This window comes from Lysinibacillus sp. FSL H8-0500 (assembly GCF_038051955.1).
In the GTDB taxonomy this organism is placed as follows: Bacteria; Bacillota; Bacilli; order Bacillales_A; family Planococcaceae; genus Lysinibacillus; species Lysinibacillus macroides.
In genome coordinates this window covers 4,455,527-4,468,161 of sequence record NZ_CP150292.1, presented here as the reverse complement: position 1 = coordinate 4,468,161, position 12,635 = coordinate 4,455,527, and the positions used below count along the sequence as shown (strand labels likewise).

Sequence of the window (12,635 nt, the reverse complement as noted above, 5' to 3'; positions counted from 1 at the left end):
AGGTTATCAACAAACTTTTTAATGCACATGCTACTTTTTAGCCTTGTAATAGTCTGAAAACTAGAGTCATGTTAAATAACCTTGAAAAAGGACTCTCTTTTACAGATAGGATATATTTAACTGCATTACGTTAAAAAATTATAATAAAAGCTTAAAAATGGTAAGCACCAAAGTATTTATCTACAATAAAAGAGGAAGAGGTGATGGTGATGTCACAAGCAATAAAAAATGTCTTATTGCCAGTTGTAGATGCATCGACAAAGGTATTAATTGTTGGCTCCATGCCTGGAAAGCAATCATTGGAAAAACAGCAATACTACGGTAATCCACGCAATCACTTTTGGCCTATCATGGGTGAACTATTAGAGATAGCTATCCCTGAGGAGTATGACAAGAGAATCACATTATTAAAAAACAATGCGATTGGACTTTGGGATACTATTGAAACGTGTGAGCGGAAAGGAAGCTTAGATGCAGCTATTCGTAACGAAAAGCCAAATGATTTTTACACGCTTTTTGAAAATTATCCCAATATTCAATTGGTGCTTTTTAATGGAGCAAAAGCATTTGAGGTTTTTAAAAAGCATCTTGGCTTAGGGCTTTTAGAGGGGCGAGCCTATAAAAAAATGTCATCAACGAGTCCAATACCTGGAAAAAACATTAAATCCTTTGCTGAGAAATTAGAGGATTGGCGAATTATCCAATCCTATCTATCTGACTAAACAGGAATGCGGTTTAGTCGGATAGATTTTCTTGTGCTTTTAAACCATTGATGAAAGAGAAGAAAAACAAGGATGATTTCAATTGCGTCACCACCGTAATACATAATCATAGCACCTAGCTCCGCCTGTTCAGCGGGTACATGTTGAGGGGGAAACGCATAAATATATTTTGATAAGATAGAATGGGCTGCTAATGCTATTAATAATATAAGTGAACGAAAAATATATGAGTCTGGATGTGGAGTTGGATCAATATAAATAAAGGCAATCGTAAACACGTAGCCAGCTAGAAAAATATGAATATGAATCAATACATATAAAAATAAGCTGCTATGCATAAGGTCAAAGAGTGGTGTTGTATAAAGCAGCCATAAGCCACCTACATTTAATATTGATGCAATAATTGGATGACGAATAAAATGAACATAACGATTTTTCATTGTGAGAGAAAGTACACGTGCCATATTGACTGGTAAAGTCCTTAATAGGAGTGTAATGGGTGCTGCTAGTGCCATAAGAAGTGGTGCAAGCATTCCAAACAGTAGATGCCCTATCATATGTGCTCCAAAATGATGATGCATCAGCGAGGCTAATGGACCAATAACAGTGATGATGGCACATAAATTGCCGGAAATCCAGTATATGGTACGAAAATGAGACCACTGTTTTTTATGCTGATTGGAAAGAATAACAGCTATAATATAGGCAATAAGGGCAATAAGAAATGGCACAGCCAATAGGAGTTGCACAATAATTGGGAAATTTTGAGTGTGAGTATCGTGAGAATGCATGAGTAACTACCTCCTATTGTCCTTTCTGATTAGTTTGGCATAATAAAATAATACCAATAACGATTAAAATAGCAGCTACTATATTCCAAACGACATCATAGGGAAGAATATTGACATTATAGCGAATTTGATGTAGCCTCATCAGCTTATGCTGAATAATCCCGTCATATAGCTGAAATACACCAGCTCCCAGAAAAATCCCACCAAGCCATCTTTTCAGCCAAAATCCGTGCTTCCGATGAAGATCCGCCAGTAAAAAGGCTGAGCCAATCGTAGCAAAAAAGCTAAATACATGAAATAAACCATCTGATACTAAGCCCATATTTGTTGTAGATTTATCATAGAAATGATGCCAATGCAATAATTGATGAAAAAGAGCTTCATCGATAAAAGCTACTACGCCAAGTCCAAATAATATGCCTGTCCACATATTGCGTTGCTTGTAGTGAGTGCGGTTTTTATAATAATCATTTTTTTCTTCAACTACTTTTGATACGGTCAAGCTAATCACCTCAAATAAAATTTCTTCTAGTCTACCCATGAGGTAAGGTTGGATATTCAATGTCAAAACACCTTTAAGCTAGGATAAAAACCCCCCCCGAATAGGTATTTAGGCAATAGCTCAACGGTTAAGCGCCCTTTTACATATATTGATTAATGTAAAAGGAGGGTTTGTGTGTATAATAATCCATTTAGAGAGGGTAATTTTATCAGACCTGGCTGGGATGATTATGATGACTTTGAAACAACATCCTTCGGACCATCACATTTTGGATCATCGCCAGTAGGACAAATGCCAATGAATACACCGCCAGGCTTTTCACCGCCAATTCCTGCATGGCGAGTAGGATCAAGTGGGATTAGAGCCTGTTTATTTAGAAATACGTATATTTGGATGAATAATGGTAGAAGCTTTTGGTTTTATCCAACTGCTATAGGTAGAGAGTTTATAGTGGGGTTCCGTTGGAGTCGTAGATATGGCTGGCATTTCCGTACGATTATAAGGAATCAAATTCGTTCCTATGAATGTTTCCAATAAAGTGCTAGCATTGATTTTTCCAAAAATGGTGTTATAATGACGGTAACGAAAGATGAAGGGACGATGGGTGGCTAATGGATAACTAATCTTATTTTTTGCACATGAAATTTTATATTTCACGAACAACAAAAATAGGATTAGTCCGCCCATTTTCTATATATAGTAGCTTCAATACCTAATATCTGTCTGTTTTCTTTTTGATATACAAAGTAGAAAGCACAGTATTTTTCGTATTGGAGACAGAAATTACGTATGATATTGTAGCGACTAATCCTTCCAAAACACTTGGAGGGATTTTTTTATTCCTCCAACTTGAGAGGATGGATATGATGAAAGAACTTTTAAAATTACAGAATGTTCGTTATGACATAAAGGATACATTATTATTTGAGCATGTGACAGGTACGGTGAAGCAGGGAGAGATTATTGGCATTATTGGTAGAAATGGTGCCGGAAAATCTACATTATTGCAGTTGATTCAAGGAGCATTAATGCCAACAGCAGGAGAAATACAAGGGCTGCAAGCGGTAAAAATCGCGTATGTTGAGCAGGAGCTAGCTCATTTTGACAGGCTGGATATTTCAGCAGAGGAAGCGGATTTGCTAGCGAAATGGCAGGTTCCAAATATAACATTTTCAGCATTGAGTGGTGGGGAAAAGTTGAAAATGCGCCTTGCAGAGGGTTTTTCACATAATGCTCAACTGCTATTGCTAGATGAACCAACGAACCATTTAGATGAACTCAGTACCACTTTTTTGATTGAACAAATACAGCACTATAAGGGAACGATCATTCTTGTGTCACATGATCGCTATTTTTTAGATAAGATTGCCACAAAAATTTGGTCGATTGAGGATAAAACGTTAATTGAACATAGTGGTAACTATACAAGCTATATGGCTGAACGGGAGCATCGAAGATTAACACAGCAGCGTGCCTATGATAAGCAACAGAAAAATATTGCACGCATTGAGGCTCAAATGCAGGAGCTAACAGCTTGGTCCCAAAAGGGTCATGCTGAATCTACAAAGCAAGAAGGTCCTAAAATGGGTTTGAAGGAATATCATCGTGTAAAAGCAAAGCGCCTTGATTCACAAGTAAAATCCAAGAGAAAACGATTGGAGGCAGAGCTTGCAAAGGCCAAGGTTGAAGCCATAGCACCTGAAGCAGAGGTTCACTTTTCTTTGGGCACTAATCATCGTGTTGGCAAGCGCCTATTGGAAACAAAGCATCTGTCCTTGAGCTTTGGTGAACGCACACTATTTAAAGATGTTAATATTACAGCTCAATATGGTGATAAAGTTGCGATTACAGGTAAGAATGGCAGTGGAAAAACAAGCTTTTTAAAGGTTATTTTAGGTCAGCTAGAAGCTAATGGGGAAATATGGCTTTCTCCTGCTGCAAAGATTGGCTATTTGACACAGGAGGTCTTTGATTTACCACTTGACCAAACACCAGCGCAATATTTCTATAAAGAAACATTTGAGGAGCAGGGTAAGGTTCGGACTCTTATGAAAAATCTAGGATTTACAGCTACGCATTGGACATCTGCTATTGGTGATATGAGTATGGGAGAGCGTATAAAATGTAAACTAATGGCTTATATTTTAGAAGATAAAAATGTTCTTATTTTAGATGAGCCAACTAATCATCTTGACCTCCCATCACGTGAACAGTTAGAGCATACACTTGCTCAATATAATGGAACCTTGCTTGTAGTCTCACATGATCGTTATTTTTTAGAGAAAGTAACGAATAGCGTATGGGAGCTTCATCATCAACAAATCGAGAAGAAATGGAGAGACAATGCTCCACCAAAGCAAGTTGATGATCAAGAAGCTCTACGTTTAAAGCTTGAAACAGAACGACAAGAAATACTTGGTAAACTAAGCTTTTTGACAGCAAAGGATAAGGATTACGCGATGCTTGATCAAAAATTTAATGAACTAACAAAGCAAATCAATACACTAAAATAGCCTGACGTTTAAGTTAACCTTCACGAGGGAAAAATGCTAAGAAGAAGGTGGAGGTTAACATAATGACAAGAACAATAGTAATCATTTTCATATTGAGTATTAGTATCATAGGTGCTTGTTCTGATAAGGGAAAAGATCAGGAGCATACATCGGTAGCCCAATCTAGTAAGGAAAGCAATGTAACATCTACTGAAGCACTTCAACATATAAAGGATGAGTTAAATTCGACTATCCCTATTAAAATGCCCACAATGTTACCAGTTGCAGAGGATGCATTTTTAACAGCAACTACAAGAGCTGAGGAAAATCAGATTGAAATTATTTTTTATGAAAGCAAAGAGGATTTACCCATTAATGATCTTCGATTAAAAGATTCAGCAACGGTAATTGGACGGTTATTAGTCAAGCAATATCAAAGTGCAGAAGGTGCTAGTGCCCAGATAGCTTATAATGATTTTAGTCAAAACGGTGGGCAAGAAGTAGACCTTGGCTATAGTATAAAAGGTTATCAAGATGCAGGAGCCGGATCATTATGGACAGGCTGGAACGAGGGACGCTGGGCACTTGCTACGCATACGCGGACAGATAACCCAGAGGCAGGGGTACAGCTTGCAAAGCAGGTAGTTGAATATTTAGAAAGCCATATGCTCCCTATTCCAAAGCAGTATGGTATGGCACAACTGGATGTTTATCAATCAGGTAATTTAATTGTTTGGCAGGATGAAAAGCTTGTTTACACACTTGATAGCATTAAAGATCCTTTACAAGCATTGGAAATAGCTACGGCGTTTTATCAATAATAAAAATCCTAGAGTGACGAAGCTCTAGGATTTTATTATGAACATCTGCGACGTGCGTACAGGACCGCTATCTTACCCTTTTATGGTACTGACTTAAGAGAATTTCTCCACTGTATCTATCCGTTTTTGGTATTCGTTGAAGCATTGTTGCCAATTCTCCATTGGGAAATCTGTATGTTCGATGCCGTTCAATAAATCGGCTAATAGATCAAGACATACGTGCCAGCCTGCAAGATCCTTTGGTGTATGCGCTGTTAGCTCTCGCATTGTCTCCACTAACAGTAATAATGAGCCATTTTCTGTAGAGGATAGCTCAAACCTTACTGTATCTGCAGCCCAATCAAATTCTAGGATCTCTTGTTCAGCATAATCTGTAATGGCTATTTCCTCATAGGCATCTGTTCCATCATTCATATTAAAATGAATTTTTCTGTTTTTTCCCAGTTCTATAATCTCTAAATTGCCCATCCATTTTTGAAGGTTTTCATTTTTAGTAACGGCTGCCCAAACCGTGTCAACTGGATGAGGTAATGGACGTTTGAATTTTGCCACATGATGATTGGATTGCTTTTCAATAATAGCGAACATAACGTACCCTCCTAGTTATTAATTGCTTGAAATAGTCTAGTCACACCTTGCTCTATTTCATTCTTGTGTAAGTGACCATAGCCAATGATCAATCTGTTGTTATACTTCCCTTTCTCGATCGTATGATCCTCCACTGGGTACACCTTTACACCAAATTGTTTAATTTTTAGTAGGAGCTCTTGTGTAAAATTGATATGCTCAAATTCTGCAATTAAATGCATACCCGTCGAGTAGCCAAATACTTTTACTTTATGTGAAAAGGTTGATTGTAAACATTGTATAAGAAGATCACGTTGACTTTTATAAAACTTCTTCATTTTGGTAATATGTCTTTCCATGTAGCCGTCCTGGATAAAACGAGCCAGAGTAAGCTGATCCAAGGAAGGCGTGTGTAAGTCTGTAAACCATTTCAATTGGCGACATTTCTCAATAAGCTGTGTTGGAAGCACAATATAACCTATTCGCAGTGCAGGGGAGAGTATTTTGCTAAAAGACCCAATATAGAGAACAAGTTCTGGATCTAAGCCTTGTAAAGAACTAACAGGCGGGCCTTCGTAGCGAAACTCACTATCATAATCATCCTCTAGTAAAAAGCAATGTTTCCTTCTGGCATACTGAATTAATTGAATTCTACGTTGAATGGGCAAGGTGCCGCCTAAGGGAAATTGATGGGAAGGTGTGAGAAAGACAAATTTAGGATATAAATTGTCTGGTAATAGGTTTGTCTTTATTCCCAATTCATCTACTGGTATAGGATAAATTGTAGCACCCGAAGCTTTAAAAATGGTTTGAATATCATTGGTGATAGGGTCTTCCATAATAGCTATATCATCTGATGTTAACAGTAACCTCGATATCAGTGTCATTGCTTGTGTAGCTCCTGACGTAATGATAATTTGCTCTGGATGACATTCAACACCTCTTGTTTTCAATAAGTAATGTGCTAATGTTTGCCTTAATTCTATACGTCCCTCGGGAGCACCATAGCCTAAAATGGTGGATTCACTATCATGCCAAAGCTGTTGAGCGATCTTCACCCATGTTTTACGAGGAAACAAATGGAGTGCAGGAATACCTGAGCGAAAATTTATTATGTTTTCTTCAGCCATTTGTCTGTCTATGTTATCAAAGATAAAAGACTTCGCTGGCTGGGTTAAAAATGCCCCATCAGCAACAAAAGTACCTGAGCCTCTTCGTGCAATTAAAAACCCTTCTGCTAACAACTGATCGTAAGCCTCTAATATAACGTTCCTCGATACTTTTAGTTCGTCAGAAAGTTTACGAGTTGATGCTAGTTTTTCTCCTGCTTGAAGATGCCCCTGTAAAATTTTTTCACGTATTTGCTGATAGACTTGGCGATTTAAAGGAATATCTAATACTCGATCAATAGGTATCCATAACATGTTTCATGCCTCCAATTTGAAAGTGGTACCTTTAAAATCACTTTAAAGTGGTTCTACAGTTACCAATTTTATCATGATAAAGTACTTACCAATACCGAAGAGGGGGAATAAATATGAAGAAAACAGAAGAATTAGTGATTCAAGCCTTAAAAGCCGCGGCACAAGATGAGCGCTTGAAATATGCTGTGCAGCAATCAACAGAGCTTTACCCGTTATTATGGAAAGCAGCAAAAAGGTATGTAACAGGCGAAAAGAGAGAGGATGCCATCACCGTTGCACGTGAATATCTTGATGATAATTATAATATTTCCATAGAATTTATTGGGGAAAATACGACCGATTTATGGGAATGTCAAAGGGCAAAGGATGAGCTTTTACAAGTAATTGAGGAAATGGGGATTTTGTCTTTGAAGCAAACAGTATCTTTCGATTTATCTCATATAGGTCTTTCTATTAATGCCGAGATTGCTTATAAGCATCTTGAAGAGCTTGCACAAAAAGCTCAGCAGTATGGAATAACTTTGATGATAAGTATGGAAGAATCCTCAAAGACTAGTGATATTATTACTCTTTACAAAAAAATAGCAACGGAGTATACAAATGTTGGAATTACATTACAAGTTCAGCTTTATCGTACAAAGACAGATTTACAAGAACTTATGCAATATCCAGGGAAAATAAGACTTGTTAAAGGGGCTTTTCAAGAGTCTATCGATATAGCCATGATCAGATCAGAAGAACTGAATAAGCGTTATCTTGCGTATGTTGAACAGTTAGTAAATGCGAATCATCCGATATCAATCGCTACACATGATGAAATGCTTATTCGAGAGATAGAGCGACGTCAATATCTTGATAACTCAAATGTTGAAGTTGAGATGCTTTATGGTGTACGTCCTACATTACTTAATGAATTAAGACGGAAAGATTATCGTTGTAGAGTATATTTAACGTATGGAAATGAGTGGTACTTATATCTTTGCCACCGAATTGCAGAACACCCTGAAAACCTATATTTAGCAGTGACCGATATTATTAATGAATCCATGGAACGAGTAGTATAGAAAAATGAATAGGTGGATCTGGAGTAGTGGGAAAGTTATTGTGGCAATGAGTATCGTTGGTAGTTCAGTTGTTGCGGGCAAGTTGGTTGTTCAAAGCTTGCCAATTTTCTTAGCGAATGAACTAAGATTTCTTGTGGCTGTAATTGTTTTAATTCCTTTGTGGATAAAGATAGAGGGATTTCCAACATTAAACGGAAAAGAGTTAGTAGCGATTTTTTTACAAGCGTTATTAGGGGTGTTTTTATTTAATCTATTAATGCTCCATGGTCTTTCAAAAACGACTGCTATGGAAGCTGGTATTATTACTGGTACTCTGCCAGTCTGCACTGCATTCCTATCCTATTTTATTTTGAAAGAGAAATTAACGAGGAATACGGGTCTTAGCATACTTCTTGCCGTAATGGGAGCTATCCTTATGAACATTGCTAACCATTCTGCAACTAACCATTTTTCAACTTCATTATTAGGAAATCTATTCATTTTAGGGGCAGTATTTTGTGAATCTTTATTTCTCATCATTGGTAAGTTAATTTCTTATCGTATAAGTGCTCTTACAGTCTCAACTATGGTTAGCTTCTTTGGAGTCATATTATTTTTCCCATTTGCTGTAGCTGAAAGCAGGTATTTTGAATTTGAAGAAATTTCAGCTGCAGAGTGGGGTTTAGTATTGTATTTCGGCATTGTTGTAACCGTCATAGCGTTTCTTTTGATGCAACAGGGTCTTGCAGTAATTTCAGCATCTTGGGCAGGTTTACTTACTAGCTTATTGCCAATTAGTAGTATGATTTTATCTTCTATTCTATTGGATGAAAAAATAACTAATCTTCAGGTCTGTGGTTTTTTCTTAATTATAGCTGCCATCTATTTACTGTCAAAGCAGAAAGGGATACAGAACTAGTGATTTATAAAAAGTTAATTATAGGATAATATGTTAAAAAAGGTATGTAAATGACACATCAACAAGCATTGGAACATTATATCCAAGCAACAAATACCCATGATTTTAATCAAGTAAAGGCTATTTTGCATCCACAAGCAATTTATTGGTTCTCTGATAAAACTTGCACAACTACAGAGGCGATTGAGACTTATTTCAAGCATGCATGGAATGTCATTAAAGAAGAGGTTTATTCAGCTACTGATGTAAAATGATTAATCGTTGATGAAAAGACGGCTACCTGTCTCTATACATATCACTATGAAGGCTATCATAACGAAAAGTTTGTATCAGGTAGCGGTAGAGCGACTAATATTTTTACATTAGTTAACGAACAATGGAAGATAATTCATGAGCATTTGAGTAGTGGTCATTAAATTATTTTCAATGTAACTTGAACAAGCAACAATATAATAATCACTGTTAGTAGTGTTTTGGCTATTTTTAATGGAATGTATGGGAGCACTATAAGACCTAATTGGGAGCCTATAATGGAGCCAAGTGCCATAGCAATCGCATAATGCCATTGAATAAAGCCAGTGTGATAAAACACAATAAATGCACCTGTACAGCTCCCAAAGAGGAGTACACGAGTGAGCTGTACAGCCTTTATGTAAGTGTGATGAGAACGTAAATAATGTAAAATGCCAAATGTCGAAGAGCCAGGGCCGAAACCACCATCATACATAGCGATGAAAAATGGTTGCCAAAAATGAGGTGCTTGATGTTCTAGCGAATCAGGAACTTCCGTCCACGCCTTATTTTTTAAAGTTACGACTAAAGCCAAAAGAAGTAGTGCACAGGCCATATTGTTCATAGTTTGCTCAGACAGCGAAACAGTTAAAAGTGAGCCGCAAATCCCTCCAACAATAGCAAGAGCTATATATTTGATGATAGATGTGAGATGTAGCTCCTTCTGATAGAGTAGATAAAAAATACTGGATAAAGACGAAATGCCTGTCGAAAATTTGTTTGTGGCAATACTTGTTTGAATAGGGATACCGACAAGCAGCATGGCAGGAAGTGTAATTAGTCCACCACCTCCCGCAAGTGTACCAATAAAAGCAGCTACCATTCCGATACATATGAGTGTTAAAGAAATGTTTGTATAGAAAAGTCCAACTAAGCTAAGTAGTACAAATAATAACAGCATGATCATTTTATTCATAAGCTTCTCCCTTTCTTTTATTAGCTTTAGGGTAAATGGTGTTGATATATAAATCTAATATATAATTTTTGGTGATTTATAAATTTTTTATATTAATCGGAGACTGAATAAATGGGCTTGCTTTAAACGGAGGAAGAGCTGAAGAACTTAATCGCATCTGATGACTGGATGATGAATATTTTATCCACAGTAGAAACCTTGCAACTACCAGATTGGCGGTATGTGCAGGAGTCATTCGCTCAAAGGTATGGAATTACCTTTACGAAAAAGAAGACAGAATGCCCATTGCTGATATTAATGTGATATATTTTGATAAAGAAAATTTAGCAGAAGAAATAGAGAAACAGTATGAGCAGGAGGCTAGAAAGGTATCTCCAAACGAGCCTTGGTCTGTGAAAAATCAAGAACAAATGCATGTGTTAGATGGTAGTAATCCGTATAAATCTGCTGTTGATGGCATCTTTGAGCTTCCTGAAATACCAACGGCGATTGGTGTAAAATTATCAAAGGGGTTACTAGAGATTGCAGCACCGTAGGGCATTAATCTTTTAGGAGCAGGCATTGTAGAGCCAACACTAATTTTACCTCGAAAATAAGAATAACTATGCGATTTATTGCCAAAGAATTCAGCAAAAACAATGGCATTTGAATTGGTCAAAATTGAAAATTTATCGTCAGTAAAAAAGAAAGAGGGGACCAATTGCAACGAGATAAAACCTATGTCATCAAACACTATAAAAAATCTTTGGATTGGGTAGATAATTTGCGAGGATTATCAGGGAAGCAATGGTATATGCCCATCGAACCTGAGAAATGGTCAGTTGCGGAGGTAATTGGACATCTTCTCTCATGGGATGATTTTGTGTTAAATCATCAAATTCCTTTTCTTTTTACAGGTGGGCACCTGCCAAAAGGGCCAGATGTAGCACATTTGAATACGATGGCAGCTAAGAAAAGCCGTGAACAAGCAATAGAGGAAACATTGAATGATTTTATTTCTACAAGGAGTCGATTATTGCAGCCCATTCAGCAATGGCAGCAGTCATTTAAAATTGGGTAGTCAGTGATGACCAGTGTCGATTATTTCGTAGGATTCATCAAGCATGATTTATATCATTTTTCACAGATTCAGAATGTTATACATGTATAGGAGTTAGCATATGGATATCAAGTATATAATTAATTATTTTGCACACGCATCTGTAAAATTTACAGATGTTTTTATAAAAAGAATGGAGCCAGGTGAAATAGATGTAGGGAGAACAACAGCACCTGAAAAGTGTGGATTGGTCGTGCCACTTGCAGGTAGTGCTATCTTTAGCCTTAATGGAACACCTTATGTACTAGAGCCAGGAATGATTGTCCACGCGGGTCCTCATATGTCAATAGAGGTGGAAGCGACGGGTCATAAAGTTTGGGAGTATGCAGTAATTCACTATAATTTACCTATAGAGGAAGCCATTCTTTTTCCATTAGCAGAGCAGGATTTCTTGATTCATACAGGCTATAATCCACAAATTATTAACGATGTTCAACAATTAATAGAAAGCTATTTATTTCCAGGTAATATGGCTATAGTTAAGTCTAAAACATTATTTATGAATTTACTGGAACATATTCTTATTGCGGCAAAAATGCAGGTGCTAAATAGTGATAGCGAATTGATGGAGCGGGCATTGCAGTATATACATGAAAATTATGCAGAGCAGCTTTCAGTGTCGAATATTGCACATGAGTTTGGCATTGAACGACGCCGTTTTGCCTATTTATTCGAGCAGCATACAGGTATGAATCCCAGCACCTATATAACAGAATATCGTATACGACGCGCTAAAGATTTATTAGAATATGGTGTGATTCCTATCAATGAAATCTCAGAATCTGTTGGATATGTAGATTGCTTTTATTTTAGTAGAGTATTTAAAAAATGTACGGGTTTGTCACCTTCAGCCTATCGAAAGGTAAAAATGGAGGAAACAAACTATATATAAAAAGCTGCTTCTTATAAAAAAGAAGCAGTTTTTTTATGAAGAGGATCGGCAAAAATCCATGTCATTTTTAAAATCGTCCATTCACAATTTTTTTTCACTTTGTTAAGATAGCATCTGTAAATGATAATGAATATCAATTAAATGTTGACATAAATA

General features: G+C 36.8%; 14 protein-coding genes and 1 pseudogene. 10 read left to right on the top strand and 5 right to left on the bottom strand.

Annotated elements, in window-relative coordinates; genetic code table 11:
• Positions 1-209 precede the first annotated feature (209 nt).
• Positions 210-722, top strand: coding sequence for a DNA-deoxyinosine glycosylase (locus MHB44_RS21485; RefSeq protein ID WP_341300814.1), 513 nt, complete (start codon positions 210-212; stop codon positions 720-722).
• Here MHB44_RS21485 and MHB44_RS21480 read toward each other — a convergent pair.
• Positions 719-1,513, bottom strand: a complete 795-nt coding sequence (locus MHB44_RS21480) for a cytochrome c oxidase assembly protein (RefSeq protein WP_341300813.1) — start codon at positions 1,511-1,513, stop codon at positions 719-721. The two genes, MHB44_RS21485 and MHB44_RS21480, sit on opposite strands and share 4 nt — an antisense overlap.
• Before the next feature lie 13 nt (positions 1,514-1,526).
• Positions 1,527-1,943 (bottom strand): DUF2243 domain-containing protein, encoded by a 417-nt coding sequence (locus MHB44_RS21475; protein ID WP_341303025.1) that lies wholly within the window; start codon positions 1,941-1,943, stop codon positions 1,527-1,529.
• 246 nt (positions 1,944-2,189) lie between these two features.
• On the opposite strand from MHB44_RS21475, the gene MHB44_RS21470 reads away from it, so the two are divergent.
• From MHB44_RS21470 to MHB44_RS21460, 3 genes are all read left to right on the top strand, one after another.
• Entirely contained in the window at positions 2,190-2,552 is a 363-nt protein-coding gene (locus tag MHB44_RS21470) for a hypothetical protein (RefSeq protein WP_341300812.1), read from the top strand.
• A 329-nt stretch (positions 2,553-2,881) separates the two neighbouring features.
• Positions 2,882-4,528 carry an ABC-F type ribosomal protection protein gene (gene abc-f / locus MHB44_RS21465; protein ID WP_341303024.1) on the top strand — a complete coding sequence of 549 codons (1,647 nt, stop codon included), beginning with the start codon at positions 2,882-2,884 and terminating at the stop codon, positions 4,526-4,528.
• 62 nt (positions 4,529-4,590) lie between these two features.
• Positions 4,591-5,328 (top strand): hypothetical protein, encoded by a 738-nt coding sequence (locus MHB44_RS21460; protein WP_341300811.1) that lies wholly within the window; start codon positions 4,591-4,593, stop codon positions 5,326-5,328.
• A 93-nt stretch (positions 5,329-5,421) separates the two neighbouring features.
• Here MHB44_RS21460 and MHB44_RS21455 read toward each other — a convergent pair whose 3' ends face one another.
• Positions 5,422-5,916 carry an SRPBCC family protein gene (locus MHB44_RS21455; protein WP_341300810.1) on the bottom strand — a complete coding sequence of 165 codons (495 nt, stop codon included), beginning with the start codon at positions 5,914-5,916 and terminating at the stop codon, positions 5,422-5,424.
• 11 nt (positions 5,917-5,927) lie between these two features.
• Positions 5,928-7,319 carry a PLP-dependent aminotransferase family protein gene (locus MHB44_RS21450; RefSeq protein ID WP_341300809.1) on the bottom strand — a complete coding sequence of 464 codons (1,392 nt, stop codon included), beginning with the start codon at positions 7,317-7,319 and terminating at the stop codon, positions 5,928-5,930.
• 113 nt (positions 7,320-7,432) lie between these two features.
• Between MHB44_RS21450 and MHB44_RS21445 the strand changes: the two genes are divergently transcribed.
• The 3 genes and pseudogenes from MHB44_RS21445 (at position 7,433) to MHB44_RS21435 (ending at position 9,697) form a co-directional block, all read left to right on the top strand.
• Positions 7,433-8,383 (top strand): proline dehydrogenase family protein, encoded by a 951-nt coding sequence (locus MHB44_RS21445; protein WP_341300808.1) that lies wholly within the window; start codon positions 7,433-7,435, stop codon positions 8,381-8,383.
• Between the two features lie 46 nt (positions 8,384-8,429).
• Positions 8,430-9,281 (top strand): DMT family transporter, encoded by an 852-nt coding sequence (locus tag MHB44_RS21440; protein ID WP_341303023.1) that lies wholly within the window; start codon positions 8,430-8,432, stop codon positions 9,279-9,281.
• Positions 9,282-9,331: 50 nt separating this feature from the next.
• Positions 9,332-9,697 (top strand): annotated as a pseudogene (locus MHB44_RS21435) (nuclear transport factor 2 family protein).
• Here MHB44_RS21435 and MHB44_RS21430 read toward each other — a convergent pair.
• Entirely contained in the window at positions 9,694-10,488 is a 795-nt protein-coding gene (locus MHB44_RS21430) for a sulfite exporter TauE/SafE family protein (RefSeq protein ID WP_341300807.1), read from the bottom strand. The pseudogene MHB44_RS21435 and the gene MHB44_RS21430 overlap by 4 nt on opposite strands.
• A gap of 212 nt (positions 10,489-10,700) precedes the next feature.
• On the opposite strand from MHB44_RS21430, the gene MHB44_RS21425 reads away from it, so the two are divergent.
• The 3 genes from MHB44_RS21425 to MHB44_RS21415 all read left to right on the top strand — a co-directional run bounded on the left by MHB44_RS21425 (position 10,701) and on the right by MHB44_RS21415 (position 12,479).
• The gene (locus MHB44_RS21425) at positions 10,701-11,024 is read left to right on the top strand and encodes a nucleotidyltransferase family protein (protein ID WP_341300806.1); all 324 of its coding nucleotides are present in this window, start codon (positions 10,701-10,703) and stop codon (positions 11,022-11,024) included.
• Between the two features lie 164 nt (positions 11,025-11,188).
• Positions 11,189-11,548, top strand: coding sequence for a DinB family protein (locus tag MHB44_RS21420; protein WP_341300805.1), 360 nt, complete (start codon positions 11,189-11,191; stop codon positions 11,546-11,548).
• Between the two features lie 100 nt (positions 11,549-11,648).
• On the top strand, positions 11,649-12,479 hold the full coding sequence (locus MHB44_RS21415) for an AraC family transcriptional regulator (RefSeq protein ID WP_341300804.1): 831 nt from the start codon (positions 11,649-11,651) through the stop codon (positions 12,477-12,479).
• Positions 12,480-12,635: the final 156 nt, after the last annotated feature.

Coding starts and splice junctions, on each gene's coding strand:
- MHB44_RS21455 (WP_341300810.1), bottom strand. CDS start 5,916: ATGTTCGCTATTATTGAAAAGCAATCCAATCATCATGTGGCAAAATTC.
- MHB44_RS21450 (WP_341300809.1), bottom strand. CDS start 7,319: ATGTTATGGATACCTATTGATCGAGTATTAGATATTCCTTTAAATCGC.
- MHB44_RS21440 (WP_341303023.1), top strand. CDS start 8,430: ATGAGTATCGTTGGTAGTTCAGTTGTTGCGGGCAAGTTGGTTGTTCAA.
- MHB44_RS21445 (WP_341300808.1), top strand. CDS start 7,433: ATGAAGAAAACAGAAGAATTAGTGATTCAAGCCTTAAAAGCCGCGGCA.
- MHB44_RS21460 (WP_341300811.1), top strand. CDS start 4,591: ATGACAAGAACAATAGTAATCATTTTCATATTGAGTATTAGTATCATA.
- MHB44_RS21485 (WP_341300814.1), top strand. CDS start 210: ATGTCACAAGCAATAAAAAATGTCTTATTGCCAGTTGTAGATGCATCG.
- MHB44_RS21475 (WP_341303025.1), bottom strand. CDS start 1,943: ATGTGGACAGGCATATTATTTGGACTTGGCGTAGTAGCTTTTATCGAT.
- abc-f (WP_341303024.1), top strand. CDS start 2,882: ATGAAAGAACTTTTAAAATTACAGAATGTTCGTTATGACATAAAGGAT.
- MHB44_RS21415 (WP_341300804.1), top strand. CDS start 11,649: ATGGATATCAAGTATATAATTAATTATTTTGCACACGCATCTGTAAAA.
- MHB44_RS21480 (WP_341300813.1), bottom strand. CDS start 1,513: ATGCATTCTCACGATACTCACACTCAAAATTTCCCAATTATTGTGCAA.
- MHB44_RS21430 (WP_341300807.1), bottom strand. CDS start 10,488: ATGAATAAAATGATCATGCTGTTATTATTTGTACTACTTAGCTTAGTT.